Source organism: Actinomyces ruminis (assembly GCF_002154335.2).
Classification (GTDB): Bacteria; Actinomycetota; Actinomycetes; order Actinomycetales; family Actinomycetaceae; genus Actinomyces; species Actinomyces ruminis.
On sequence record NZ_MTPX02000019.1, the window covers coordinates 48894 to 70001 of the forward strand.

Annotated in this window: 18 protein-coding genes and 2 pseudogenes; 13 read left to right on the forward strand and 7 right to left on the reverse strand. The window is 67.9% G+C overall.

Annotated elements, in window-relative coordinates:
- Positions 1–11: 11 nt before the first annotated feature.
- Together BW737_RS19315 and BW737_RS02695 are read left to right on the forward strand one after the other, a co-directional pair.
- Positions 12–493, forward strand: a pseudogene (locus tag BW737_RS19315) (DsbA family protein).
- Between the two features lie 235 nt (positions 494–728).
- A complete protein-coding gene (locus BW737_RS02695; protein ID WP_086614583.1) occupies positions 729–1673 on the forward strand; it encodes an ROK family glucokinase in 945 nt (314 codons plus the stop codon).
- Positions 1674–2582: 909 nt separating this feature from the next.
- Here the strand turns inward: BW737_RS02695 and BW737_RS02700 are convergent.
- Positions 2583–3278 (reverse strand): sugar O-acetyltransferase, encoded by a 696-nt coding sequence (locus tag BW737_RS02700; RefSeq protein WP_086614582.1) that lies wholly within the window; start codon positions 3276–3278, stop codon positions 2583–2585.
- Positions 3279–3477: 199 nt separating this feature from the next.
- Between BW737_RS02700 and BW737_RS02705 the strand changes: the two genes are divergently transcribed.
- The 11 genes from BW737_RS02705 (at position 3478) to BW737_RS02755 (ending at position 14548) form a co-directional block, all read left to right on the forward strand.
- On the forward strand, positions 3478–4554 hold the full coding sequence (locus tag BW737_RS02705) for an ABC transporter substrate-binding protein (RefSeq protein WP_086614618.1): 1077 nt from the start codon (positions 3478–3480) through the stop codon (positions 4552–4554).
- Positions 4555–4564: 10 nt separating this feature from the next.
- The gene (locus tag BW737_RS02710) at positions 4565–5665 is read left to right on the forward strand and encodes a FecCD family ABC transporter permease (protein ID WP_180272019.1); all 1101 of its coding nucleotides are present in this window, start codon (positions 4565–4567) and stop codon (positions 5663–5665) included.
- A complete protein-coding gene (locus BW737_RS02715) occupies positions 5662–6750 on the forward strand; it encodes a FecCD family ABC transporter permease (protein WP_257210402.1) in 1089 nt (362 codons plus the stop codon). The genes BW737_RS02710 and BW737_RS02715 overlap by 4 nt, the downstream gene beginning before the upstream one ends.
- Complete coding sequence (locus tag BW737_RS02720) at positions 6747–7601, forward strand: ABC transporter ATP-binding protein (protein WP_257210403.1); 855 nt, start codon at positions 6747–6749, stop codon at positions 7599–7601. Before BW737_RS02715 ends, BW737_RS02720 begins: the two co-directional genes overlap by 4 nt.
- Positions 7598–8527 carry a siderophore-interacting protein gene (locus BW737_RS02725; protein WP_086614580.1) on the forward strand — a complete coding sequence of 310 codons (930 nt, stop codon included), beginning with the start codon at positions 7598–7600 and terminating at the stop codon, positions 8525–8527. Before BW737_RS02720 ends, BW737_RS02725 begins: the two co-directional genes overlap by 4 nt.
- A 201-nt stretch (positions 8528–8728) precedes the next feature.
- Complete coding sequence (locus BW737_RS02730; RefSeq protein WP_218961755.1) at positions 8729–10000, forward strand: MFS transporter; 1272 nt, start codon at positions 8729–8731, stop codon at positions 9998–10000.
- A gap of 120 nt (positions 10001–10120) precedes the next feature.
- A complete protein-coding gene (gene bglB, locus BW737_RS02735) occupies positions 10121–11269 on the forward strand; it encodes a beta-galactosidase BglB (protein ID WP_086614579.1) in 1149 nt (382 codons plus the stop codon).
- A 55-nt stretch (positions 11270–11324) separates the two neighbouring features.
- On the forward strand, positions 11325–12161 hold the full coding sequence (gene kduI, locus BW737_RS02740; protein ID WP_086614578.1) for a 5-dehydro-4-deoxy-D-glucuronate isomerase: 837 nt from the start codon (positions 11325–11327) through the stop codon (positions 12159–12161).
- A 29-nt stretch (positions 12162–12190) separates the two neighbouring features.
- A complete protein-coding gene (locus BW737_RS02745; RefSeq protein WP_257210404.1) occupies positions 12191–12988 on the forward strand; it encodes a gluconate 5-dehydrogenase in 798 nt (265 codons plus the stop codon).
- A 237-nt stretch (positions 12989–13225) separates the two neighbouring features.
- Positions 13226–13951 carry an IclR family transcriptional regulator gene (locus BW737_RS02750; protein ID WP_180272020.1) on the forward strand — a complete coding sequence of 242 codons (726 nt, stop codon included), beginning with the start codon at positions 13226–13228 and terminating at the stop codon, positions 13949–13951.
- A 24-nt stretch (positions 13952–13975) separates the two neighbouring features.
- Positions 13976–14548, forward strand: a complete 573-nt coding sequence (locus BW737_RS02755) for a class I SAM-dependent methyltransferase (protein ID WP_180272021.1) — start codon at positions 13976–13978, stop codon at positions 14546–14548.
- Positions 14549–15626: 1078 nt separating this feature from the next.
- Here the strand turns inward: BW737_RS02755 and BW737_RS02760 are convergent.
- The 6 genes and pseudogenes from BW737_RS02760 to BW737_RS19790 all read right to left on the reverse strand — a co-directional run bounded on the left by BW737_RS02760 (position 15627) and on the right by BW737_RS19790 (position 20972).
- Positions 15627–16805, reverse strand: coding sequence for an AI-2E family transporter (locus BW737_RS02760; RefSeq protein ID WP_086614575.1), 1179 nt, complete (start codon positions 16803–16805; stop codon positions 15627–15629).
- Between the two features lie 102 nt (positions 16806–16907).
- Positions 16908–17378, reverse strand: a complete 471-nt coding sequence (locus tag BW737_RS02765) for a response regulator (RefSeq protein WP_086614574.1) — start codon at positions 17376–17378, stop codon at positions 16908–16910.
- An 85-nt stretch (positions 17379–17463) separates the two neighbouring features.
- The gene (locus tag BW737_RS02770) at positions 17464–18897 is read right to left on the reverse strand and encodes an ATP-binding protein (protein ID WP_086614573.1); all 1434 of its coding nucleotides are present in this window, start codon (positions 18895–18897) and stop codon (positions 17464–17466) included.
- 50 nt (positions 18898–18947) lie between these two features.
- Positions 18948–19385: a hypothetical protein gene (locus BW737_RS15935; protein ID WP_086614572.1), complete on the reverse strand. Its 438-nt coding sequence runs from the start codon at positions 19383–19385 to the stop codon at positions 18948–18950.
- A complete protein-coding gene (locus BW737_RS15940; protein WP_180272022.1) occupies positions 19271–19537 on the reverse strand; it encodes a hypothetical protein in 267 nt (88 codons plus the stop codon). Before BW737_RS15940 ends, BW737_RS15935 begins: the two co-directional genes overlap by 115 nt.
- A pseudogene (locus BW737_RS19790) lies at positions 19534–20972 on the reverse strand (SLC13 family permease). The gene BW737_RS15940 and the pseudogene BW737_RS19790 overlap by 4 nt, the downstream one beginning before the upstream one ends.
- Positions 20973–21108 lie beyond the last annotated feature (136 nt).

Consider the following 21108-nt stretch of genomic DNA (forward strand, 5'->3'; position numbering starts at 1 on the left):
CCCCGGTGGTGATGGTCATCTACTCCGACTTCGCCTGCCCGTACTGCACCAAGTTCGCGCAGGAGGTGGACCCGGCGCTGGAGGACCTGGTTGAGAACGGCACCCTGCGCGTGGAGTGGCGCGACCTCGCCAGATCACCGAGACGTCCCCCCTGGCGGCACAGGCTGGAATCGCCGCCAGTAATCAGGGCAAGTTCTGGGAGTTCCACGACGCCGTGTACGCCGCCACCGACCCGACCGAACACCCCGAGTACACCGAGGACTCCCTGGTCGCCCTGGCAAAGCAGGCGGGCGTGCCCGATCTCGATCAGTTCCGCGCCGACATGACCGCCGCCGACACCGTGCAGGCGGTTCAGGACGCCAAGCAGCACGCCTACGACCTCGGCATCACCGGTACGCCCTTCTTCATCATCAACGATGCCTACGTCTCCGGCTACACGCCCGTGGACTACATGCGCAACACCATCCTCGAACAAGCCGCCATCGCAGAGTGAGGACCTGCCTGCCCGCAGACGTCCCACCTTTTCGACGGACCTCGGCGTAAGGCTTGCGCCCGGGGCGGGCCGATGTTGCCACGGAAGGCGGTTGGCCAGCCCCATGGCGCCTGCCACAATAGGCCCATAGATCTCCGCGTACCGGCATGAGCCGGTAAGGAGCAGGGGCGCCGACGCCTCGTGCGGCGGGTGATTTGAAGACATACAGGAATCTGAGGGAACCAGGAGAACAGCCATGGCACTGAGCATCGGCGTCGATGTGGGTGGAACGAAGATCGCTGCGGGCGTGGTCGATGAGGAGGGCAACGTGCTGGCCACCGCCAGGCGCGACTCCCCCGCCACCAACCGCGAGTCCATCTTCGCCACCATCGCCGACCTCGCGAACGAGCTCGCCGCGCAGTACGACGTCGAGTCCATCGGCGTGGGCGCGGCCGGATTCACCTCCTCCGACCGCAACACCATGGTCTACGGCACCAACCTCGACTGGACCGGCGCCCGCATCGCCGACGAGATCGCCGCGCGCACCGGCAAGAAGGTCGTGGTTGAGAACGACGCCAATGCGGCCGGCTGGGCCGAGGCCCGCTTCGGCGGCGGCAAGGGCGCTCGGAACGTCCTCGTGGTGACGCTCGGAACCGGTGTCGGGGGCGCCGTCATCATCGACGGTCACCTCGTGCGTGGCGCCGCCGGCTTCGCCGCCGAGATCGGCCACATCAACGTCGTCCCGGACGGTCGCCCCTGCGGCTGCGGCCAGCGCGGCTGCTTGGAGCGCTACGGGTCCGGCACGGCGCTGGGCGTCAATGGCTGGGAGCTGGCGAAGTTCCAGCCCGACTACGCCGCCCGCATCATCGAGCTGTCCGGAGGTGACCAGAACAAGATCTCCGGCAAGGCCGTCACCGCCGCCGCCCGCGAGGGCGATCCGGCCGCCCTGGAGTGCTACGCCCGCCTGGGCAGCGCACTCGGCCTGGGGCTGGCGGACCTGTGCGCCGTCCTCGACCCCGAGGTCATCGTGCTCACCGGCGGCCTGACCGAGGCCGGCGACATCCTGCTGGACCCGGTGCGCGCCAGCTTCGCCGAGCACCTGACCGCCCGCGCCCACCGTCCCGAGATCCCGATCGTCATCTCCACCTCGGGTCAGGAGGCCGGGCTGATCGGCGCCGCCGACCTCGCCCGCCAGGACTGACGCGGAACCGGCTACCTCGGTCCCGAACCGCTCTAGCGACCTGCCCTACGCCGACCCGCCTGTTCGCGGCGGGTGCGTAGGCGGGCGTCCGGCCCTCAGGCGTACGAGCTCGTCTCTGACGGACGCGTTCCCGCCACACGTACGCGTTTTAGAGGTTTCCCCGGGTCTGGCAATCGGATAGCTCCAAAACCCGTACGTGAGAGCAGAAGTCGTACGTGAGAGCAAAACGCGTGTGCCTGGCATCAGCCAGCGATGGCAGTGGTGCCGGCGCAATCGGCGCTGCGTGTCTGGGCACTAGCGGCGGTCTGCACCCAAGGGTCTCCGAGCAGGCTCAGCTGATCCTCGTTTTCCCCTGGAAGTATGCGGAAGTGCTTTCGCGGCCCGAATCCGCACAATTCCGCGGAATCCACCACAGCGCCCACTTCTCAAGTGTGCAGACCCACCACAAGAGCCCGAACAACACCACTGGGCAGGCCGCCGCCCCGGCCGCGGAGTGGGTGCGCCGATCACACCGACGGTCGGCTCCAACACCGGCACGCTAACCGCCCCTCGCGCCACACCCCGTGCCGGAAGAAGTGGTTCTCCCCCAAGGGGTGAGCGGGCAAGTTGCCCGATGGCGGCGTGGACGTGATGGGGGCAGGGGTGTCTTGTGTGGACCGATGCCAGACGTCGACGGACCTCGACGGGCCTCGGTGGATGGAACGCTCGAACCGGGACGGGGTCGGCCCCTACTTGGACCGCGTTCCCTCACTTGGACCGCGTTCCGGCGGTTGGACCGCCTGAGAGTGCGTCTAAGGCAGCCCAAGCGCACGCACAACACGGTCCAACCAGGCCCGGCCGACACGGAAGCCACGTTGACCGGTTGGCGAGGGGAGCAGGCAGCACGGCGGCGCCTCGTAGCGCGCCTACTCAGGCGCCGTCGTCGGCCTGTCTCCCGGGCACGGGCAGGGTGCGCGGAGCCCGGTAGGACCAGTCGCGGTCGGCGTCGGTGATCTCGCGCAGCACTCGTGCCGGCACTCCGCCCACCACCACCATCGGCGGAACATTGGCGTTGACGACGGCGCCAGCGGCAATAACCGAGCCGCGGCCGATGGTCACGCCAGGCAGGATCGTCACGTTCCCACCGATCCACACGTCATCCTCGATCACCACCGGCGCGGAGAACTGCTGGCCGTGGTCGCGGGCCTCAGGGTGGATGGGGTGCCCGGCGGTGGAGATCATGACGCGCGGGCCGAACATCACCCGGTTGCCGATGCTCACCGGAGAGTCATCGATGAGTTGGAGTCCAGCGTTGGCATAGAAGGGGGAGCCGATGCGCGTGTGGATGCCGTAGGCGACGTGCAGCGGCGGCTCCACCCACACGCCATCGCCGACCTCGCCGAAGATCTCCTCCAGCAGGCGGCGGCGCCCGGCGGCGTCCCGCGGGGAGGTGGCGTTGTACTCGGCGGCGAGCTCCTTGCCGCGGATGCGTTGCTCGGTCAGCCCCTCCAAGCCCGGCCCCTCGTCCAGGTACAGCTCCTGGGCGGCCATGCGACGGCGCACCTCCGCCTCGCGGGGGTCGATTGCGGCGTTCGCGTCGGGGGCGTTGCAGTTCTGCTGGCTCATATGCGCTCCTTCGCGTCACAGATTGAGTGGCGGCGGTATCCGCCCCTGGAACAAACCTAGGTGATCACGCCCGCGAACTGGGCGACTCGACCGGCAGGACTCGGAGTGGGGCATTACACGCACCCTGACCTATGAGGTCAGCCTCACCTCAACTAATGTGTTGGCCGTTCACTCAACTGCTACCGAGAGCGAAACCGCCGTGACCGTCTCCCGCAAGTCCTTCCTGCTGGCCGGCCTGGCCGTCCCCGCCGGCGCGCTGCTGGCCGCCTGTGGCGCCGGCTCCTCCGCCAAGACCGGCGCCTCCGACGCCGCGAGCGCAAGCGTCGCCGCGCAGACCACGACGGAGGAGATCACCGTCGAGCACGCCTTCGGCACCACCACCATTCCCGCTGGCGCCGCCCGCTTCACCGCAATCGCCTGGGGCAATCACGACGTCGCCCTGGCCCTGGACGTCATGCCCGCCGGCCTGTCCCGACAGACCTGGGGCGTCGCGGACGACTCCGGCATGCTGGAGTGGACCAAGCAGAAGGTCGACGAGCTGGTGGCCGCAGGCGCCGCCCAGCCGGTCCTGTTCGACGACACCGACGGCTACGACTTCGAGGCCATTGCCGAGACCGCGCCGGACGTAATCCTGGCCGCCTACTCCGGGCTCAGCCAGGAGGACTACGACACGCTCACGAAGATCGCCCCCACCATCGCCTACCCCGGGGTCCCCTGGGGAACCCAGTGGCGGGACATGATCCGCCTGGACTCCCAGGCGATGGGCCTGGCCGCGCAGGGTGAGGACCTCATTACCGACCTGGAGCGCCAGATCGCCGACGCCGTCGCCCAGTACCCGCAGCTTGCAGGCAAGTCGGCCGCCTTCTTCTACATGAGCGAGTCCGACACCTCCACGATTGGTTTCTACACCACCGCCGATCCGCGCACCGCCTTCATGACCGACCTGGGCATGACCATCCCCGCCTCCGTGCAGGCCGTCTCCGACGCCGACCCGGAGATCTTCTACAGCGACCTCTCCAGTGAGAACGCCGACCAGGTGGACGACGTGGACGTAATGGTCATGTATGGGGAGGAGTCCGACCTGGCCGCCCTTCAGGCCGACCCGCTGGTGGGCACCATCCCGGCCATCAAGAACGGCGCGGTGGCATTCGTCGGCAACGGCACGCCGCTGTCGGCCTCCACCAACCCCGGCCCGCTGTCCATCCCGTGGGGCATCGACCGGTACGTCTCCCTCATCGCCACCGCCGCCGACAAGGCGGACGCTGCCTCCGCCTGAGCAGCCACCCGTGACCGTTCGCTCCTCCCCGGCCCCGCCGACCAGCTCCGGCGGACCCGCACTCGCGCCACCCGAGCCCTCCAGGCCGTGCGGGACGACGGCGGCCCGCCCGGGCGCGCGCCCGCGTCGTCCGCTGCTCGCGCTTGTCGTCGTCCTCGGCCTGCTGGCACTCGCCGTCGGCTGCTCGATCGCCTTCGGCGCCCGGACGGTCGGCGTAGAGGAGATCCTGGACGGGCTGGCCGGACACGGCGACACCCTCGGCGCGCTGGCGGTGGCCGAGCGGATCCCACGCACCGCCACCGCCCTGATCGCGGGGGCGGCCCTGGGCGTCTCGGGGGCCCTCATGCAGGCCGTCACCCGCAACCCGATCGCGGACCCGGGCATCCTCGGCATCAACACCGGGGCGTCGCTGGCGATCGTCAGCGCGATTGCCTTCGCGCACATCTCCTCCCTGTGGGAGTACCTGTGGGTGGCCATGGCCGGTGCGGCCGTCACCGCCGTGGCCGTGTACGCGATCGGCTCGCTCGGTCCCGGCGGCGCGACGCCGGTGAAGCTGGCGCTGGCGGGGGTGGCCACGAGCGCGGCCCTGTCCTCCCTGATCAGCGCGATCATGCTGCCGCGCGCCGAGGGGCTGACCGACTTCCGCTTCTGGCAGGTAGGGTCACTGGGCCGGGGCACCTGGGCATCGCTGTCCACCACCGCCCCATTCCTGCTGGCCGCCGCCGCCCTGGCCGCCGCCGTCGCCCGGCCGCTGAACTCCCTGGCACTGGGCGAGGAGATGGCCGTGGGCCTGGGGGTCAGGGTGGGCCGCACCCGCCTGCTGGCCGCGGCCGCCGGGGTGATCGCCTGCGCGACGACGACGGCGCTGGCCGGCCCCATCGGCTTCGTCGGGTTGATGGTGCCGCACGCCGTGCGCATGCTGGTGGGCCCGGACAACCGCTGGCTGCTGCCGCTGTCGGCGCTTGGAGGGGCGGCGCTGCTGACCTTCGCGGATGTGCTCGGACGAGTGATCGCCCGCCCCGGGGAAGTCGGCGTCGGAGTGGTCACCGCCTTCGTGGGCGCCCCGGTGCTCATTGCGATTGCCCGTGGCGCGAAGGTGCGTGAGCTGTGAGCACCGTGGCCGCGCGTCTTCCGCACCCGTCCGCCCCCGGCTCCGCCTCGGCCGAACCGCGGCCGGGCTTTACCGAACCGGGCCGACGACGTCGTCGCCGCCGCTACCTCACCGTCACGGCGGCACTGGCGCTGCTGGTGATGACGCTGTGGTGGGCGCTGGTGCTGTCCGGATCGACCTGGTACTCCCCCGCCGAGGTGCTTGCCGTGATCGCGGGACACGACGTGCCGGGCGCCTCCTTCGCCGTCGGGCAGCTGCGGCTCCCGCGCGCCCTGGTGGGCCTGCTGGCGGGCCTGGCCTTCGGCATGGCGGGACGCACCTGCCAGACGATGCTGCGCAATCAGCTGGCCAGCCCGGACATCATCGGCATCACCTCCGGCGCCTCGACGGCCGCGGTGTTCGCGATCCTGGTGCTCGGCTGGTCCGGCATGCGCGTGAACCTGCTGGCGCTGGGGTGCGGCCTGGGCACGGCGCTGGTCATCTACCTGCTGTCGGGGGCGGGCCGCATGCAGGGCGGGCGCCTGATCCTGATCGGCATCGGCATCTCCGCCATGTTCTCCTCACTGATCTCCTACCTGCAGCTGAAGGCCTCCATCTACAACGTCGCCGACGCCATGCGCTGGCTGTCGGGGTCGCTGGCGGACGCAAGCTGGGGGCAGGTGCCGCTGCTGGGCGGCGCCGTCGTCGTCCTGGGCGGGGTGCTGCTGGCCCTGGGCCGGGACCTGACCACCCTGTCGCTGGGCGAGGAGGCGGCCGCCGGCCTGGGGGTCGCCGTCGACCGCACCCGCCTGCTGCTCCTGCTGGCGATGGTGGCACTGGCGGCATTCGCGACGGCGGCGACCGGGCCGATCGCCTTCGTGGCCTTCCTGGCTGGGCCGATCACAGCCCGCCTGGTGGGGCGCAGCGACCGGTCCCTGCTGGCGCCGTCGGCGCTGATGGGTGCCGCGATCGTGCTCGGCGCGGACCTGGCCGGCCAGCACCTGTTCCCGACGGCGCTGCCGGTCGGGGTGGTCACCGGGATCGTCGGCGCCCCGTATCTGCTGGCACAACTGGTCCGTCTCAACCGGGAAGGGGTCTCCGCATGAGTACAGCGGATGCGGAAGCAATGGACCGGGCGGTGCCGCGCGCCCTGGCCACGCGGGAACTGCGCTCCGGGTACGGGCGCCGCACCGTCGTCGACGGCGTCGACCTGAACCTCCCCACGGGCGCCATCACGGTGATCGTGGGGGCGAATGCCTGCGGGAAGTCGACGCTGCTGAAGACCATGGCGCGGATTCTGGCGCCGATGTCCGGATCGGTCCTACTCGACGGCGAGGAGGTGTCCGCCCTGCCCACCAAGCGCCTGGCCACCCGGCTCGGGCTGCTGCCGCAACAGCCGGTCGCGCCGGAGGGGATCGTGGTCGCCGACCTGGTGGGCAGGGCCCGGCACCCGCACCAGGGCCTGTTCCGCGCCACCTCCGCCGCAGACCGGCGCATTGTGGAGGAGGCACTCGTGGCCACTCGCACCGCCCAGCTGGCCGACCGGAGCGTGGACGAGCTGTCGGGCGGGCAGCGGCAGCGGGTGTGGATCGCCATGGCGCTGGCGCAGCGCACCGATGTGCTGCTGCTGGATGAGCCGACCACCTTCCTGGACCTGACCCACCAGGTGGAGGTGCTGGACCTGCTCACCGACCTGAACCGGGAGCGCGGCACCACCATCGTCATGGTGCTGCACGACATCAACCTGGCCGCCCGCTACGCCGATCACATCATCGCCATGCGCGACGGACAGGTGGTGGCCGCGGGGGCACCGGGGCAGGTGGTCAGCCCGGGACTGATGCGGGAGGTGTTCGACCTGCAGGCCGAGGTGATCACCGATCCGGTCTCCGGTACTCCGCTGGTGCTGCCCAAGGGGCGCCACCACGTGGTCGGGTCGACCGCGGGGACGACGCCGTGAGCACTGCGGAGGCTCCGGCCCCGTTCCGGTTCTTTCCGGTGCGCGTGGAGCGGGTGGAGGACGTCACCCCGCATCTGCGGCGGGTGACCTTCATCGGGGATGAGCTGGACGACTTCGCCGATCCGGGCTGGGACCAGCGGATCAAGCTGGTGCTGCCGGCCGCGGACGGGGGCTATGCGCACCTGCCCACAGGGGCGGACTGGTACGAGCGGTGGCGCGCCCTGCCTGCGGGCCGGCGCCCGGTGCTGCGCACCTACACCACGCGCGCCGTAAGAGCCGGCTCGGAGGTCGATGTGGACATGGTGGTGCACGCCCCGCTGGGCCCGGCCTCCCGCTGGCTGGAGAGCGCCCGCCCGGGTGCGTCCGCGGTACTGCTGGGGCCCTCGCGCACCTGGCTGAGCAAGCAGCCGACCGGGATGAGGCCGGGAGGGGTGGACTTCGTGCCACCGGCCGTCACCGGCCGGTTCCTGATCGGTGGGGATGAGACGGCGGCCCCGGCGATCGCCAGGATTCTGGAGCAGCTGCCCACATCCGCGCGGGGCATTGCGGTGGTCGAGTTGCCCACCGCAGCCGATGCCGCCTACCTACCCGCGCACCCGGGCATTGAGGTACGGGCGCTGGCACGCGCGGAGCGCCCATACGGCGAGCGGCTCGTGGCGGGCGTGAGGCGGGCGGCGGCCGAGCTCATTCCGGAGGGTGTCCCGCAGCAGATCGAAGAGGTCGACGTCGACCGCGAATTGCTGTGGGAGGTGCCACGCACCGCCCGCGGCGGCGCGGCGCTCAAGCGGGCCGACGTATACGCATGGCTGGCCGGCGAGGCGGGAGCCGTGTGCGCGCTGCGCCACCACCTGGTGGCCGAGCGGGGCCTGGACCGGCGGACGGTGGCCTTCATGGGCTACTGGCGCCAGGGCCGCGCGGAGGGCTGAGCCGCACAACCCTGTTCATGCTACGAAACCTGACAGTCGAGATGGGAAACCTTGGGAGAGACAATTAGGCCATCTACCCGTCACCAAGCCGAATACACAGGGTGGGGCGCTATTGACCGACTCATGCCCCAAGAGTACAGTTAGCATGGTGAGACGCATGGTTCACCATGTGAAACATATCTGGATGACGAAAGGCGAGCAATGGGGCTTGCACAGGGGCAGGACGCCCCCAAGAAAACCGCGGTCGACATGTCCTCCGCGCACGACGAGGAAGTCCGCATAAACACCCGTCGGGCCGCAATGAGCGGCTGGATCGGAAGCGCATTGGAGTACTACGACTTCGCCCTGTACTCCCAGGCGGCGGCGCTGGTCTTCCCAACGGTCTTCTTCCCCGAGGGCAATGCGAGCGCCGCACTGATCGCTTCACTCGCAACCTATGCGGTCGGTTACGTAGCCCGTCCCGTGGGCGCGATCGTCCTTGGAGCACTGGGGGACCGCCACGGCCGCAAACGGGTGCTCGTATGGGCAATGCTGCTCATGGGCTTCTCCACCCTCGCAGTGGGGCTGCTACCCACCTATCAGCAGGTGGGCATCTTGTCCCCGCTGCTGCTGGTGTGCTTGCGCCTGGTGCAGGGATTCGCCGTCGCCGGTGAGCTGGGTGGAGCCAGCGCAATGATTGTCGAGCACGCCCCGGACGAGAAGCGCGGCTTCTTCGCCTCCTTCAGCCTTCAGGGCACCCAGTTCGGCTCCATCCTCGCCACCGGCGTCATGTTACCCCTGGCGGCGTTCCTGGGCGATGAAACCTTCGCCGCCTGGGGCTGGCGCATCCCATTCCTGCTCAGCGCGGTAGTGATCCTCGCCGGCTACCTCATCCGCCGCCACGTCCAGGAGCCACCTGCCTACCTGCAAAGCCGCGACGAGAAACGCTCGGTGCGTGACCGCTTCCCCGTCATTGAGCTAGTCACCCGTTACCCGCTGCTGACGCTGCGCTGCATTCTGATCATCTTCACCAATGTCATCGGCATGACCACGCTCGTTTTTGGCGTCTCCTACGGCACCAATGATGGCTACGGCATCGGCTTCACCAGCTCGGACATGCTGTGGGTGACCCTGATCGCGAACATCGTGGCCGTGTGCACCATCCCGGTCTTCGGCGCCCTATCGGACCGGATCGGCCGCAAGACATTCATGATCGTGGGCACACTGGCCGGGGGCGCCCTGTCCGGCCTATATCTCATGGCGGTCCAGTCTCACCACCTGGTGATGGTCTTCGTCATGGTGATCATCGTGCAGGGCATCTGCTTCCAGATGTGGAACGCCACCTTCGCCACCTTCTTCCAGGAGCAGTTCCCCATGCGCATCCGAGTGACTGGTTTCGCCGTCACCCAGAACATCGGCTCATGCTGGCCTCCTTCTTCCCCACCCTATTCACCTCAATCGCCCCTCCGGGTACCGCCAACGTCCCGCTGGTGATCGGCGCCACCACCTTCGGCATCTGCCTGATCTCAGCCGTGGCCACGGCACTGACCGCCGAGACCCGGGGGCGCACGTTAGCCGAGCTCGAAACCACGAACTGAAGGAGGCGCATAACCCATGGCACAGAAGATCTGGCCGGTCAAGCACTCCGAACTGCTGCGAGCGCCGGAGCGATTTATCTCCCGTCCCCAACTACATGAACTCATCGGTCGCCTGACCGATAACCTCATCAACATTGAAGACCCGACCGGCGAATTCCTGCTCCGTCTTGATGATGGCCGTGTCATCGACACCAAGGGTTGGGCCACCGGCTGGGAATGGACCCACGGCATCGGGCTGTACGGCATGTGGCAGTATTACGAGCAGACGGGCGAGACCCGCATGCTCGACATCATCACCAAGTGGTTCGACAGCCGGCTGGCGGAGGGCACCACCAAGAACGTCAACACCATGGCACCCTTTCTCACGCTCGCCAACCTCTACGACATGACGGGCAGACGCTCCTACCTGCCGTGGCTGGAGACATGGGCCGAATGGGCCATGCGCGAGATGCCCCGAACCCCGCGCGGAGGCATGCAGCACATGACACTGGCTGAGGAGAATCACCATCAGATGTGGGACGACACCCTCATGATGACGGTGATGCCCCTGACCCGTATAGGTCTTCTCCTGAACCGCCCACAGTACGTCAAAGAGGCGACCTTCCAGTTCCTCACCCACATCAACTACCTCACCGACCGACGTTCCGGGTTGTGGTTCCACGGCTGGACCTTCGACGGCGCCCACAACTTCGCCGAAGCCCGCTGGGCCCGGGGTAACTCGTGGATCACCATGGTGATCCCGGACTTCCTCCAACTCGTTGACTGGCCCGCCGACGATCCCGTCCGCCGGTTCCTGATCGAGACACTCCAGGCGCAGGTCACCGCCCTGGCCCCGCTGCAGGATGAGTCCGGGCTGTGGCACACGCTGCTGGACGACCCCGGTTCCTACCTGGAGGCCTCGGCCACGGCCGGCTTCGCCTACGGCATCCTCAAGGCCGTACGGCTCGGCTACCTCGACAAGACTGCTTACGCACCGATCGCCGAACGTGCCATCCACGCAATCGTCGACAACATCAACGACGACGGCGAACTCATGCAGGTGTCATTCGGGACCGGCATGGGTCCCGACCTTCAATTCTACCGGGACATCCCACGCACCTCTATGCCCTATGGTCAGGCCATGGCCATACTGTGCCTGGCCGAGTACCTGCGTACCTACTACTGAAGATTGACCGCACTCACCCGACCGGCAGCTATTACTCACAGAGAAGAGATCCACGATGGAACAGCGTTACGCCACCAATCCCGAGCAGATCCCCGGCTTTGACACTCAGGACCTGCGCGACCGATATCTGGTCGAAAAGGTCTTCATCCCCGGTGAGGTGACGGCCATCTACACCCACCAGGATCGGATCGTTCTGGGCGGTGCCGAACCGGCGGGCGGCGAACTGGTGCTGCCCACCTTTGACGAGTTGCGTTCAGACTTCTTTCTACAGCGCCGCGAGATGGGTGTACTCAACATCGGGGGCGACGGCGTCGTCACCGTCGACGGGACCACCTACCAGATGCCGTCCACCGCCTGCCTATACATCGGGCGCGGCGCCCGCGAGGTCGTCTTCTCCGATGCCACTGCCGAACAGGAACGCGGAGCGCAGTTCTACCTGTTTTCCGCCCCCGCCCATGCGGACTACCCGACCATGCTAGTGCTTCCCGGCGAGGGCACGGTGCGTGAGCTCGGCGATCAGAAGACATCTAACCGCCGTACACTCACCCAGTATATCCACGAGGGTGGCATTCGCTCCTGCCAGGTGGTCATGGGATTCACCCGTCTACATGAGGGATCTATGTGGAACACCATGCCCGCCCATACCCACGACCGGCGCACCGAGTGCTACCTGTACTTTGACATCCCCGAGGATGCGCGTGTCTTCCACATCATGGGTGAACCTGAGCGAACCCGTCATCTGGTTGTCGCCGACCGGCAGGCTGTGATATCGCCGTCTTGGTCGCTGCATTGCGGAGTCGGCACCGCAGCCTATACATTCGTGTGGGCAATGGCTGGGGAAAACCAGTTCTTCGACGACATGGACACACACCCCGTCACCGAGATCCGCTGACAGCCGCAGACAGGAAGGACGGTATTATTGTGCCTGGTTCGATTTTCAGTCTCGAGGGGCGCACGGCGCTCGTAACCGGCGCGGTCTATGGCATCGGTTTCGCCATCGCCAAGGCACTCGCCGACGCTGGCGCAACCATCGTCTTCAACGCTCGCTCCCAAGAGTCAGTGGACCGGGGCCTGGCGGCGTATGCCGCGGAGGGGATCGACGCGCACGGCTACGTTTTCGACGTCACTGACGAGGACGCCGTAACCGAGGCCGTAGCGAGTATCTCCGACGAGGTTGCCTCCATCGACATCTTGGTGAACAACGCTGGCATCATCAAACGCATCCCCATGACCCACATGACTGCCGCAGAGTTCCGCCAAGTGGTAGATATTGACCTGAATGGGCCATTCATCATCTCCAAAGCGGTAATCCCATCGATGATCGAGCGAGGCGGCGGCAAAATCATCAACATCTGCTCAATGATGTCCGAACTCGGCCGCGAGACGGTATCCGCCTATGCTGCCGCGAAGGGCGGGTTAAAGATGCTTACTCGCAACATCGCCTCCGAGTACGGTCAGTACAACATCCAGTGCAACGGCATCGGGCCGGGCTACATTGCCACACCGCAGACCGCCCCGCTGCGCGAACTCCAGGCCGATGGATCACGGCACCCCTTCGACCAGTTCATCGTCACCCGCACGCCGGCCGCCCGATGGGGAAATCCAGGCGATCTGGTCGGCCCCGCCGTCTTCCTCGCTTCCCACGCCTCCGACTTCGTCAACGGACACATCCTGTACGTCGATGGCGGCATCCTCGCCTACATCGGCAAGCAACCCTGAGACAGCATTCGGTGACTTCACCGCCTCGGAATGAACCGCGGTGCGGCAATGCCCCGCGCGAGTAGCAGAGGGCCGGTAAGCTGGCATTACGTTTCATCGCGTCAAATGGTCGGGCACTCGACTAGTCCACGGCCATGCAAGGAGTCACATGCCCTCTCCCGATCGGACGTCATCCCGGTCAAGCAACCGGAGAACCGCCAGGACCACCACGATTGCGTCGGTGGACAAGGCGCTCGGGTGGTGGAGCACCTGCTCACCGTGGATTCCGACGGCGTGTCCCTTAGCCAGCTCGCAGATGAAACAGGCATTAACAAGTCTAGTCTGCACCACATCCTGGTCACGCTGCGGCAGCGCAGCTGGGTGGAGCAGGACGAAACAGGCCGCTACCGGTTAGGGCCTATGACCGGCCGCATGGCCACCTGGTGGACAAGCACGAACCAGGCTGCCGCCAAGTTGCACCCAATACTCCTGGCCATCTGCGACAAGACCCACGAACTGGTCCACCTGGGCCGCCTGTTCGAGCGAGACGTCGTCTACCTGGACAAGGTGGAGCCGGATCGCCCGGTGCGGGTCTGGTCGCGCATCGGTCAGAGCGCCCCGGTGGCAACAACGGCCATGGGACGCGCCATTCTCGGGGCCCGCCAACCCTCTGAGGCAGAGGTGAAGATGTGGCTTAGCCTGGTCGCCGAGGCAGCCGAACAGCTGCCCGGGCGGTTGGTCGAGGAGATGCAACGGGTGCGCTCCCACGGTTATGCCATCGAGATCGGGGAGGACCGTCCAAGCCTGGCCTGCGTCGGGGTTCCTATCGCCGTGGCCGGGGAGCCGGTGCTGGCGATCTCGGTAACCATGCCTGTTGAGCGCGCCACCCTTCCGCACTTGCGCAAGATCGCACATACGATCCACGAGTGCATCGCCGCCGCCGACGTCGAAGGCATCAGCGTGCCCGTAACCCTGGCGGATTGAGCGTATGCACATAGCATGCCCTGTATGCAGCGCTCCTCCACTCCTGTGACAGGTCAGCAGCAATGGCGGCGGCAGGTTCTGCCGACACTCAGGGGCACGATCCTGGACATCGGTGCGGGCAGCGGAGTGTCCGCCGCACTGCTGCATCCGGGAGTTGCTTGGCTGGCGCTTGAGCCTTCTCCCGGACGTCGGCTGGCGGCCGCAGTACGCTCCAGGCCCGGCTCCCAGTTGCTGACAGCGCCCGCAGAGCGGATTCCGCTGGAGGATGCGAGCATCGACGCCGTCATTTGTTCCACCGTGCTGTGCTCGGTGGCCGACCCCGCACTCACACTGACCGAGACCATCAGGGTGCTTCGCCCCGGGGGCGTGTTGGTGTTCTACGAGCATGTTGCCGCCGCGCCCGGGTCGACTGCCCACCGCATCCAGAGGCTTGCGAGCCCACTCACCCGCCTCCTCGATCACGGATGCGATCCGTGCCGGGACACGGCGGACATGATCAACCGAGCGGGATTCTCCAGCGTGCATTTGGAAACACTGCGCATCAACAATGTGTTGGGCCGACTTGCACCGGTCATCCACGGCTACGCAGAGCGGTGAGTCCCGGCTGCTGGCGTGATCGAATCGCTGACTAGTCCCGAGTTTGGCCCCTGCGTGCGGTTGGACCACCTCAAACGCACTCTCAGAGTTATCGGCGTGAGCGTGTTGCTTTAGATCGGGGTTTTGGTTGGTGTGGTGTGGGAGGGTCGGGGTGGTTGTGGTCTGGCGGGATAATCCGGGGCGGTGCTTGACGTCCGCGGGTGAACGCGCAGGCCGTAAGAACACGTTCCCTGTGGGCGGGGCTCTGCTCAATCTGTCGGGTCCTGATCAGAGGGAAGCCCGGCTCCACCACCACTACACGCCCGGCGGCGGATACACACCACCTGACCTGACGAACATCGGCTCGCCGAACCTCGGTCGCCGCGTGGTCTGATGCCGGGCCGCCTGCTCCTGCCTCCCCTCCCGGCCAGGCCTGCTTCCAGGCCTGCTTCGACTGCGCATAGACGCTGCTCCCCGAGTTTGGACCCCTTACGTCGGTTTGGACCCCTTACGTCGGTTTGGACCCCTTACGTCGGTTTGGACCCCTTACGTCGGTTTGGACCCCTTACGTCGGTTTGGACCGCCCACGCGGCACACCACGGCGGTCCAAACAGGGGATAGCGGTCCAAATAGACTTTCGCGGTCCAAACAGGGGCAAGCGGTCCAAACAGCGAAGGTCGGCAGCGGGCCACCCCGCGACACGCCGCACTAAAGCGCCACGCTCGCGCCGATAACCCCCAACTGAAGGAACGCGGCCCAAATCGCCGAGGCCGGCGACGCGTCCCCCGCGACACGCCGCACTAAAGCGCCACGCTCGCGCCGATAACCCGGATATGGCGAGGCCCCCGGGCCCGGGTTCGTACCCGGCCCGAGGGCCTTCGTCAGTGAGGGGCTCCGCGCCCGGGTTCCCACATCCGGGGGAGCTCCCTCCTTCGCCGGAGCGCCCGGCCCGGGCTCCCTAGTACCCGGGGCGGTCTCGAACCGGACCGGTCATCGGGTTCCCCAACCCTCGCGGCCCGCCTCGTCCGGCGGCAAAGCCCATATAACCCGCCGCATCTGAAAAGCCGCTCCGCCGAAGCTGTGAAAACCATGGGAACCGCTAGCGGGCCGGTTTCGCCGCGGCGTCGCCCGCGGTGCTCGCCTCCGGCTCCCGCCCCTTAGCGCCCGAATCCGATAACTCATCGTCGTCTCGGACGGCCCGCGGCTCGTCGCCGTCATCGTCCACATCGGCGTCCCCGGCCGCCAAGAACACGTTAATCCACCGCGAGCGCGGGTCGGAATCCACCAGCAGCGCCTTAGCGAACAGAGTCAGCGGCACCGCCAGGATCGTACCGAGCGCCCCGATGACCTGGCTCCAGAACAACAGCGACAGGAACGTCGTCGTTGTGTTCAGGCCGACTGCATCGCCGGTGAACTTCGGTTGGATCAGCGACTGGATGACGAAGTTCAGCACGCAGTAAGCCACCACCACCCACAGCGCCGTCCACGGCCCGGAGGCGACCAGCGCGATCAGGGCCGGCGGAATCACACCCAGCAGAAAGCCGATGTTGGGGATGTAGTTGGTGATGAAGGAGACCACGCCCCAGGTGACGGCCATGGGCACGTTCAGTATCCACAGCGCAACTACATCGAACACCGCCACGATCAGGCCGAAGACGGTGGACACCAGCCAGTAGGAGCGCACCGAGCTCGCGAAGCCATTGAGCGCGTCCGCGATGCCGGGGCGCAGGCGGCTCAGCGCCCGGGAGCGCACCTCGATGCGGGCGGTGTCGAACATCAGGAAGACGACTGTCAGCCCCATGACGCTGAGCACGGAACCCACGTTGGTGACCTGCCCCAGCAGGCTCTGCGCCACGGAGACGATCCGGTTGGTATCCATGGACGCCGACACCTGATCGATCAAGGTTGTCTCGTCCACGCCCACACGCGCCAGCAGGGCACGTATGTTGTCCCAGATCGCGGTGAACTGCGCCGAGTAGTCCGGCAACGTGTCGATCAGCTGCAGGATGGCGACGGCCAGGGCCGCGAATAGACCGATGACGAACGCGAAGATGATCAGGATGGCGACCACGGCCGACACCGGGCGCGGCACACGATGCAGCGTGGCCCAGGTGACCAGGGGGCGCACGGTGATGACCAGGGTCAGCGCGAAGAAGGCCGGGCCGAACAGCGACCCGATGTAGTACATGCCCGCGCAGACGACGACGAGTACGGCCAAAACGACGGCGATGGACTCGCCCTGGGTGCGGCCCGATACGGCTCGGCTTACCTCACGCATGCGCCCATCCTGACACGGGGCGATCCCCCCGACGTCCTCGACGCGACGGCCACTCAGGCAGCTCCCAGTCACGGAAACATCACAGCTGTTACCCAGGCCGAGTCAACGCAATGCCTCGAGGGCTCGCACCCGGTCAAGAGCACGCAGGTGCGGAAGCGGGTCGATGCCGGTCTCCAGCACGAAGTCGGTGAGCTGGTCGCGCACCACCTGCTGCAGCCGGGCTGGATCCCAGGGCTTGGCAATGTAGTGGTCCAGGCCGGCATCGTTGACCGCGCGGACGGTGTCGGCCTGGTCGGCCTGACCGGTCACCAGCACCTTGCGGGCAGCGGCAGTGCGCGCGTCGGTGTTCATCTCCACCAGCATGTCGACGCCGCTGCGGCCGGGCATGCGATGGTCGGCGAGGACCAGGGCGAGCAGGTCGCCGTCGTCGTCGATGTCGTCGACCGCCTCCCAGGCATCCGTGACGTCCTCGGCCGGTTCGATGCGGACCGTGGCGGCGAAGGGGGTCAGATCCCCGACGACGGCGTCGCGGACCTCCGGCTCATCCTCAACCACCAGGATGACGAGTTTCATGGCTTCTCCTTCGGGGAACGTGACTGCTTACGCGCCTGTTTGCGCGGCTTCTTTCGATCCGCGCGCCGGTGGGTCTGGCGCGGTCTCACTGCCGGGTCCGGTGGCTCTCGGGCGGGGGGCCCGCCGCCGTCACCGCCGGGTGGGCGGGCAGCACCACGGTGACGCGGGTGCGGCCGGGTTCGGAGTCGACCTTGATCGAGCCGCGGTGGGCGTCCACCACGCTCTTGGCCAGCCCCATGCCGAGCCCCAGTCCGAAGCGCACCTGACCGTGCTTAGTGGTGAAGCGGGGTTCGAAGATGCGCGGCAGGACGTCCGGGTCGATGCCCGGTCCGTTGTCCTGCACCTGTACCCGTACCCCGCCCGTCACCGGCGCGATGCGCACCTTCACTCGGCCCGGGCGCGCCTTCCGGCCGGCCTCGGCATCCGCCCTCGCCTGGGCGGCCAGGGCGTCGGCGGCATTGGCGAGAATGTTGGTCCACACCTGCACCAACTCACCCGCGTGTCCGGGGACCACCGGCAGCGCACTCGGATCGGCCGGGTAGTCCCGTTCAATCTCCACTCCCTCCAGCCGATGCGCGGTCAGCCGCAGGGCGTCTTCAACCACTTCCCGCAGGTCCACGTCGAGCATGTCCTCCCCGTCGGGGCGCACATAGGTGGACAGGCTGGCGACCAGCCCGCTGATGCGGTCGGTGGCCAGGCGCATGTTTCGTTCGGCACGACCAATGGCGGCGGCCGCCTCAACGGTGGCCAGGCGCGCGGGGTCGGCTGCCAGCGCGCGGGCGGTGTGCGGATCGCCGTCGGCGTCCATGCCGGCCGCCACCAGCCGGCGGGCCAGTTCCCGATCCCCGACCACCTGCTCCAATCGTTTGCGCTCGGCGCGTTCGGTGCGTGTGGAGGCAGCCGGCCGAGTGCGTGCGTCGGCGGCGACGGCAGCGATCAGCTCGCCGTCGGGGTGGGTGGCCAGCACGGCGGCCAGGTCCGCGCTCAGGTGGTCGCCGGCGCGCTGGAGCGCGGCCACGGGGTTGTTCAACTCGTGGGCGACGCCCGCCGCCAGCTCCCCCAGGGTGGCGAAGCGCTCCTGCGCCAGCAACTCCAGGCGGGCCTGTTCCAAGGCGGTGAGCGCCTCCTGCACCTGGATCCGCTCGGCGTCCAGCGCCGCCGCCAGCTCGATCTTCTCCACCTGCAAGACCTCCGAGCGCTCCAGCCGCTTGGTCAAGGAGCGGATGATCAGCGCCGCGAGCACCTGCTCGGTGACCGGATTCTCCCGCAGCGCCCGGTCCAACTGCTCGATGGACAGCAGGATGAGCTCCACATCCGTGGTGGTCGTGGCGGTGACGAAGGCGCGCCCATGGCTGGCCAGGGACACCAGGCCGATGATGCGGCCGGTGGTGGCATGGTGCAGCGTGACCTCGCCGACCCGGGTGTGCCGGGTCAGCGCCACCGATCCGTGGACCACCACATAGACCCCGTCAACAGCCTGCCCCTGGTGGGTCAACCGCACCCCGGCCGGCAGCTGCAAGCGCGGACGGGGACCGAGTACCTGCTCGCAGGCGGCGATGAAGTCGGCGGTCAGGGTGTCGGAGTGGTGGGTGAGCGCTCCAGCAGCGCGGAGTGGTCCCGCCCGTTGCTGTCACGCCGGCGGCGGGGATCGTCGTCGGGCAGGTGGTCGCGCATCCAGCGGCGGATCTGTGCGCGGGCGCGCTCACCGATGGCGCCCGGCGTCCAGGGCACGGCGATGACCTCGCGCACCAGATCCTCGTCGATGGCGCGGCCCAGGTCGTGCAGCTCGGCGCGCTCTGTCAGTAGCACCAACCGGGCCGTGGCCAGGGCGGGATAGTGGGCGACGGCGGCGGCGACGTCGTCGAGGCTGCCAACCTCGTCGGTGGCGATAATCAGGCCACCGGGGCCGGCCCTCCAACCGGTGCCGCGAACTCCGAGGAGTTGGGCGTGCCGGGAGCGGAGTCGGCGTCCGCGGGCGGGGGCGAGGTCTGGCCGGCGCTCGCCCACCGGAACAGCTCCGCCAGGGTGCGTACACGCACGACGTCGGCCAGCGTCCGCACCGCTGGAGTGACCTCGTGGGCGGCCTGAGTGCCCAACGACGTCGGGGACACCACGACCACGACCAGCCGATCGGCGTCGGGCGGGGGTGCGGTACTCATAGCATTCCCATCGCCGACCACAGCATCGGCATCAGCAGCACCAGCACGGCCGTGCCGGCGATGCCGACGATCAGACCGATCTTGGCCATGTCGCCGGTGGCGATCTCCCCGGTGGCGTAGGCGATCGCGTTGGGCGGGGTGGAGATCGGCAGGCTCATGCCGAGCGAGCAGGCCAGCGCCAGCACCACGGCGATGGTGACCGGCTCCAGACCGCCGACGCTCGTGGCCAGGCCCATGGCCAGGGGAACCAGCAGGTTGCAGGCGGCGGAGTTGGAGATGACGTTGGACAGGGCCAGGCCGAGCGCCCCCATGAGCACCACCACCGCCAGGGCCGGCATGGAAGTCCAGTTGAACAGGTTGAGGATCCACTGGTCCAGGCCGGTGGCGCCCACGCCGTCGCCCAGGGCGATGCCGCCGGCCACCAGCCACAGCACGTCCCAGGACAGCCCGGCCAGGTCCTTGCCGGTCATCACCCGGGTCACCAGCATGGCGACGATCGCCATGAAGCCGATGACGTTGGCGCTCAGCCCGTGCAGGGACTCGGTCATCCACGCCAGGATGGTGACGGCGGCGATCACGTAGAACATGACGGCACGGCGGTCGGTGTACCACTCCGCCCGCATGTCCAGCTCGACGCTCAGGCCGCCCGGAAGGAACAGCGCGCAGATCAGCAGCCAGGCGCCCAGCAGGATGACAAGCATCAGCGGGATGGCCATGAGCATCCAGTCCAGGAAGCTGACGGTGTGGCCGGCCTCGGCCAGGGCGCCCAGGGCGATGGCGTTGGGGGGTGTGCCCACGGGCGTGCCCATGCCGCCCACGTTCGCCGCCACCGGAATGGACAGTGCCAATCCGGTGCGGGGCCGGCCTCCGGGAGGGCGCCGAGTACGGGGATGACGACGGCGAACATGGTGGCGGTAGTGGCCGTGTTGGACATGAACATGCTCAGCACCGCGGTGATCACCATCAGCCCCAGCACGGTACGGCGCGCGGAGCCGGTGAAGGGTTTGATCAGGACGGCGGCCAGGTTCTTGTCCAGGTGGAACTTCTCGGCGCCGTCGGCAATGAGGAAGCCCCCCAGGAACAGCACGATCACCGGGTTGGCCAGGGCGGCTAAGAAGGAGGAGTAGGCGGTGGCGTCCTCGGGGACGGGCAGGACCGCCTGGTCGGAGATGAGCAGCACCTCCAGGCCGATCACTAGGACGGCGGTAGCCACCAGCGGGATCGCCTCACTGACCCAGAAGACGATAGCGAGCAGGAAGATGGACAGCATCCGCTCGCCCAGGGGGTCCAGGTCGGGGACGTCGACGAGTAACGGCGCCACGAACACGGCGACGCCGATGACTATTCCTATGATCTGTCTGCGGTTGAGCGGCTCGAGGCGATCCGGCGCGCCGGGACGCGGTCGGTTGACGGCGGGACGCGTGCGCGCTGGCATGGCTCCTCCTCGTGGCACCCGGTGCCGGTGTCCGGGGTATCCCCGACGTCTTTGCCGGGTAGAGAAAGCCTATGCGATGCGCGGCGCAAATGCCCGAGGCGGCCACCCGGCCATGGCATTGGTGACCGGACCGCAA

What these genes read in the sequence shown, in the direction of transcription:
- bglB (WP_086614579.1), top strand. Translation starts at nt 10,121, where the DNA reads ATGGCACAGAAGATCTGGCCGGTCAAGCACTCCGAACTGCTGCGAGCG.
- BW737_RS02700 (WP_086614582.1), bottom strand. Translation starts at nt 3,278, where the DNA reads ATGAGCCAGCAGAACTGCAACGCCCCCGACGCGAACGCCGCAATCGAC.
- BW737_RS02755 (WP_180272021.1), top strand. Translation starts at nt 13,976, where the DNA reads ATGCAGCGCTCCTCCACTCCTGTGACAGGTCAGCAGCAATGGCGGCGG.
- BW737_RS02765 (WP_086614574.1), bottom strand. Translation starts at nt 17,378, where the DNA reads ATGAAACTCGTCATCCTGGTGGTTGAGGATGAGCCGGAGGTCCGCGAC.
- BW737_RS15940 (WP_180272022.1), bottom strand. Translation starts at nt 19,537, where the DNA reads ATGAGTACCGCACCCCCGCCCGACGCCGATCGGCTGGTCGTGGTCGTG.
- BW737_RS02695 (WP_086614583.1), top strand. Translation starts at nt 729, where the DNA reads ATGGCACTGAGCATCGGCGTCGATGTGGGTGGAACGAAGATCGCTGCG.
- BW737_RS02730 (WP_218961755.1), top strand. Translation starts at nt 8,729, where the DNA reads ATGGGGCTTGCACAGGGGCAGGACGCCCCCAAGAAAACCGCGGTCGAC.
- BW737_RS02720 (WP_257210403.1), top strand. Translation starts at nt 6,747, where the DNA reads ATGAGTACAGCGGATGCGGAAGCAATGGACCGGGCGGTGCCGCGCGCC.
- kduI (WP_086614578.1), top strand. Translation starts at nt 11,325, where the DNA reads ATGGAACAGCGTTACGCCACCAATCCCGAGCAGATCCCCGGCTTTGAC.
- BW737_RS02760 (WP_086614575.1), bottom strand. Translation starts at nt 16,805, where the DNA reads ATGCGTGAGGTAAGCCGAGCCGTATCGGGCCGCACCCAGGGCGAGTCC.